The sequence below is a fragment of the Acidovorax sp. HMWF018 genome (genome assembly GCF_003061035.1).
Classification (GTDB): domain Bacteria; phylum Pseudomonadota; class Gammaproteobacteria; order Burkholderiales; family Burkholderiaceae_C; genus Acidovorax; species Acidovorax delafieldii.
The window spans coordinates 1-1,712 of the sequence record NZ_QAIM01000287.1 but is presented as its reverse complement, the minus strand read 5'-3'; the positions used below and the strand labels follow the sequence as shown (position 1 = coordinate 1,712).

Genomic DNA, 1,712 nt, shown 5'->3' with positions numbered 1-1,712 from the left:
CAACCTTGGTCTTCAGGGCATTGGAAGAACCCTTTTCGAGCTTGATGGCTTTCTTGATCAGAGTCGTCGCAGGCGGCGTCTTGATGATGAAGGTAAAGCTCTTGTCTGCGAACGCCGTGATGACCACGGGCAGTGGCAGACCTGGCTCCACACCTTGGGTCTGCGCATTGAATGCCTTGCAGAACTCCATGATGTTGAGGCCACGTTGACCCAGTGCTGGGCCGATCGGTGGGGATGGATTGGCCTTACCAGCTGGAACTTGCAGCTTGATAAAACCGACGATTTTTTTCGCCATGCTTTACTCCTGACGGGTCATAACGCTTGTGTTGCACCATGCAACCACCAGCTCCCCGGGTTAACGACTCACAGTGACGACGCCCGCACCGAGCCGAAAAGTGCGGCGCCCAAAATCATTGCCCTGACTGCCGAGGCAGTCAGGCTTGTGCTCGACAGATTTATGTCTTTTCGACCTGTCCGAACTCCAGCTCCACAGGGGTAGAGCGACCGAAAATCATCACAGAGACGCGCACGCGACTCTTTTCGTAATTGACTTCCTCGACAGAGCCATTGAAGTCCGTGAAAGGACCTTCCTTGACGCGCACCAACTCGCCCACCATGAACTCGATCTTGTGGCGTGGTTTGTCGGTGCCTTCCTGCATCTGGCTGACGATCTTTTGCACTTCGTCTTCCGAGATGGGGGCAGGTCTGTTCTTGGCGCCGCCAACGAAACCCGTGACCTTGTTGGTGTGCTTCACCAAGTGCCAGGTGTCGTCATCCATCACCATCTCAACGAACACATAGCCAGGGAACAAGCGACGCTCCGTCGTCTTGCGTTGGCCGTTCTTCATTTCCACGACTTCTTCGGTCGGCACCAAGATCCGACCAAATTTGTCTTGCATGCCAGAGCGGCCGATGCGCTCCTGAATGTTGCGTTCGACCGCTTTTTCCATGCCTGAATAGGCATGGACGATGTACCAGCGCAGGTCTGGATTGGCCGAGGCAGAAGCGCCTGCAGGAGCTTGTGCTCCCGTGATTTCCGCAGCGGTCGTCATGACTTTCTCCAACCCAAAATCAAGTCGTACAAGACCCACTCCAGCGTCTTGTCCGTGAACCACAGAAAAAGCGCCATGATGACCACAAAGGCGAACACATAGGCCGTCATCTGCAAGGTTTCCTTGCGCGTAGGCCAGACCACCTTTTTCACTTCGCGCCATGCGTCTTTGGCAAACGCGACGAATTGACGCCCCGATTCCGACACCAAAAACACCGCCGCAGCCGCAACCAGCCCGACGATCAATGCCGCCCACTGCACGACAGCGCCTTGCTTGCTCAACAAATAAAAGCCCGCAACGGAGGCAATGACCAACGCCACTACCGCTGCGAGCTTGGCCTTGTCTGCGCCTGTATTGACAGTTTCAACCTGTGAAGTGGCCATCTTTGAGTATTTCCTGCTTCCTAGTCACGGCATCACTTAAGACACCGAAGCCCGCCAGGGTCTGGCGGGCTTGTTGGGGGCCACATTCAAGTGGCAGGGGCAGTAGGAATCGAACCTACAACCTTCGGTTTTGGAGACCGACGCTCTGCCAATTGAGCTATACCCCTGTATACCTTGCTTGATTAAGCAATGATCTTGGCCACGACGCCAGCGCCCACGGTACGGCCGCCTTCGCGGATAGCGAAGCGCAGACCTTCTTCCATGGCGATGGGGTTGA

General features: G+C 55.7%; 3 protein-coding genes, 1 tRNA gene and 1 pseudogene. All 5 read right to left on the bottom strand.

Going from position 1 to position 1,712, the window contains the following annotated elements; genetic code table 11:
- Nucleotides 1-295 (bottom strand): 50S ribosomal protein L11 (gene rplK, locus DBR23_RS10750; RefSeq protein WP_108498236.1); only part of this gene is annotated, 295 nt, incomplete at its 3' end.
- Nucleotides 296-455: 160 nt separating this feature from the next.
- Nucleotides 456-1,052, bottom strand: coding sequence for a transcription termination/antitermination protein NusG (nusG, locus tag DBR23_RS10745; RefSeq protein ID WP_015012231.1), 597 nt, complete (start codon nt 1,050-1,052; stop codon nt 456-458).
- Nucleotides 1,049-1,435, bottom strand: a complete 387-nt coding sequence (gene secE, locus DBR23_RS10740) for a preprotein translocase subunit SecE (RefSeq protein ID WP_056641821.1) — start codon at nt 1,433-1,435, stop codon at nt 1,049-1,051. Before secE ends, nusG begins: the two co-directional genes overlap by 4 nt.
- 91 nt (nt 1,436-1,526) lie before the next feature.
- A tRNA-Trp gene (locus DBR23_RS10735) sits at nt 1,527-1,602 on the bottom strand.
- Nucleotides 1,603-1,617: 15 nt separating this feature from the next.
- Nucleotides 1,618-1,712 (bottom strand): annotated as a pseudogene (locus DBR23_RS10730) (elongation factor Tu); the annotation flags it as partial.

Coding starts and splice junctions, on each gene's coding strand:
- nusG (WP_015012231.1), bottom strand. CDS start 1,052: ATGACGACCGCTGCGGAAATCACGGGAGCACAAGCTCCTGCAGGCGCT.
- secE (WP_056641821.1), bottom strand. CDS start 1,435: ATGGCCACTTCACAGGTTGAAACTGTCAATACAGGCGCAGACAAGGCC.